Source organism: Bullifex sp. (assembly GCF_034103065.1).
Lineage (GTDB): Bacteria > Spirochaetota > Spirochaetia > Sphaerochaetales > Sphaerochaetaceae > Bullifex.
Map to the genome: position 1 here is coordinate 1 of NZ_JAXEGN010000169.1, position 2839 is coordinate 2839.

Consider the following 2839-nt stretch of genomic DNA (forward strand, 5'->3'; position numbering starts at 1 on the left):
TAGAAGCTCTTTAATGCATTTAAGCTTAAACTCATCTGTATAAGTCTTCTTGTTTCTACCCATATCTTTTTTACTCCTTTGATATGGTAACTGTTATTCGGATTATTTTCACCTCCCTGTCTGATTTACACTCTTAGTATATTGGTCGTCAGCACTAATTTGAAAAGTCTTTGTGTCGCTGTCCTGAGAATAGACAGTAATCATCTCTGAATTCGGATAGTACCAGGAAATAATCTCTGCTAGAATTGTGATAGATACCTCACCAGCATTCTTCTTTTTCTGTCTTCCAGAAGGGAGAATGTTTCCTTGTATTGGCCATTTATCATAGAGTTGATTTATCCATTCTGCATAAGTATCCATATCCAACGGATCTGATTTCTCAACACATCTTCTCAGGTAACTCTTTACCTGGCCAAGTTGATTTACTGATGCTTTTACTATCTGGTATAGATTCCATTCCTGTTCATCCACTGACAGCGAATACCCTTCCTCATCAATCTTGTAGATTGGATAAGCTTTTTCTATAAGTTTTTGAACATAAGCAACACTTATTTCAGAGTCAGATATTTCTTCCCAAACCCATCCAGGTATCAAAATCAAATCGTAATCTTTCAGAATATCATCTGCGCGTTGGCATCTTTGATTGAGATGCTGCAAAAAGGAAACAGAAGAGGTGTCCAGTATTGCAATCTTCCTCTGGTTTTCTATTTTTTCAATGGAGGTAATATTCATTCTTTTTCCTTTCTTGTTATCAGTTCAATTTCCTTCATGATATTTTTAAGGTATTCTTCATTATCTTTGTGATAACTTAATTCCGGGTTCTCCTTCTCCTTCAACCTGATTTTATCCTGCAAAGGCGCCATATTAATGACGTTGGATGGAAGAACCAAACTGTCATCCAGCCCAAGAGAACGAAAACGCTCAGGCATGTTATCAAATCTTACATCAAATACGGATTTTATCTTTCTCTTTAATTCTTCATTCTCACTTTTTAAGGCATATTCATAGAGTGATATAAGAACAGCTTTATAAGGTGCCTGGAAGGTTGACATACAATAAAAAACTTTTGATAGGAAGTCTTCATCGGTCAATTCGTTGTAATACCGTTCGAGGCCAGATAGCAACATATGTGCGGCAAAACACTCTGCTTTTCTTTCCTCGATTGTGTTGTCGGTTTCAATATAGTGATCAAGGGAAACCTTATCAAAAATCAGATGATAAACTTCATGCCATGCTGCAAAATACTGGTTTGCCCTAGGAAGTGCAGTATTGATGACTGGAATTATTTTCCCTTCCTTTACATAGATGGCACCACTGAAAAACTGATCATCGATTGGGAACTGTATAAGTCCATATGATTTTAGAATGATTAGAGCAAGCTGGGGAACGGATGCGACTCTCATGATGGACTGATTTGTCTGAATTGTGATTACCTGTTTTGATATCTCCGGCTCAATATAAATATTCTTTGCTATTACTTCCTCAATATTGGCTGATGTTATAAGTTCACTCATAGCACTCACCCTTAATAATAGATTGTACAGAGATCAATCACATCAAAAAGCAGTTCAACCTGTTTCTTTGCCTTATCGCTCATATTATGGTTTTCCGGAGCGTTCTTTGAGTAGACGGCTGTCACAGATTGCTGGTAATCAGTACTATAGAACACCAGGTCATCTGCTGTCAGATTGAGTACGGCAAGTATCTTCTGAAGATGGCGATTAAATGTGGTTTTGCTATCGATGCCACCATTCAGGATCTTATCCAGTGTTGGACGGGAGATATCGGCTTTGCTGGCAAAAGCAACTTTTGTGTATCCTGCGTCGCGAATGCAGTCTTTCAGTTTTGAAGCAACAAGATTTCTATGTTCAAACAGTTCATCAAACTTCATTGTGATTACCTCCTTTTAGTTCTGGTTAAATTATATGCGTTGCAAACTATAAAATCAAGTAAATGTAAAAATATAATTTACATATTTACATATAAGGAGCTCTGATAAAACTTTTTTGTTTTCTGCCTTTTATCCATCCATCTAACTGCGATAATGACTATCGGTTAAAGCGAGGGGCATTTACGGGTGAAGGGATATGTAGAATGAGATGTATAAAAAAATGACCCTACCATACTTCATTTATATGTTCCTTCTCATATCTTTTATACTCAGTAGTAATCTTATTAATTCCTTTCGCTTTCTTTTGTTTTGTTACATACCTTGTAACAGTGGATAAAGAAATACTTTTAGAATTAATATCACCTTTGTTTATTAGAGTTTCATAAATCTGTGTTGCTGGTAATCGAGGATATTCATTAATGTAATATGAAATTATGGTTCCAAGATCTCTATCTATTTTTCTTTGGTTACCTATAATCAACTTAATTCAAATACAGATATTCTTCCTGCTAAAGATTTCATTAACTCCACCTTTTGCGATCTTAATAAAATAAATTGACCACTTTTGTCTGACTTATCAACTATTTGCTTAATTCCTTCAAGCATTGAATCCTATTTCTGAACTTCGTTAATAAACAATGGACAAGGATTGTTTAAGAATAATAATTTAGGTTCTTTTTTTGCATGAAGTCTTATTAGACAATATGAAGTGACCTCCCATATAAAAATTGCAAATTCGTGAATTCTGCGAGATACTTGGGAAAATAAATAAATAAATAAATCAAAACAAGCATGACGCATTAGCACATGCAATAAAGGAGATCACTAATGATAGATAGTGTAATTTATGTTGGAATAGATGTCCATAAGGATACAAACAGTGTATGCATGTATGATAGGCAAGATAATACCTTTTTTGCAGAAGCAAAGTTAGATGCAGGAACAGAC

Annotated in this window: 4 protein-coding genes; all 4 read right to left on the reverse strand. The window is 35.1% G+C overall.

Annotated elements, in window-relative coordinates; all coding sequences use genetic code 11:
* Positions 1 to 108: 108 nt before the first annotated feature.
* The gene (locus tag SOY52_RS06665) at positions 109 to 732 is read right to left on the reverse strand and encodes a hypothetical protein (protein WP_320848181.1); all 624 of its coding nucleotides are present in this window, start codon (positions 730 to 732) and stop codon (positions 109 to 111) included.
* The gene (locus SOY52_RS06670; protein ID WP_320848182.1) at positions 729 to 1514 is read right to left on the reverse strand and encodes a hypothetical protein; all 786 of its coding nucleotides are present in this window, start codon (positions 1512 to 1514) and stop codon (positions 729 to 731) included. Before SOY52_RS06670 ends, SOY52_RS06665 begins: the two co-directional genes overlap by 4 nt.
* Before the next feature lie 11 nt (positions 1515 to 1525).
* A complete protein-coding gene (locus SOY52_RS06675) occupies positions 1526 to 1891 on the reverse strand; it encodes a helix-turn-helix transcriptional regulator (protein ID WP_320848183.1) in 366 nt (121 codons plus the stop codon).
* A 226-nt stretch (positions 1892 to 2117) separates the two neighbouring features.
* Positions 2118 to 2372 (reverse strand): hypothetical protein, encoded by a 255-nt coding sequence (locus SOY52_RS06680; protein WP_320848184.1) that lies wholly within the window; start codon positions 2370 to 2372, stop codon positions 2118 to 2120.
* Between the last annotated feature and the right edge of the window lie 467 nt (positions 2373 to 2839).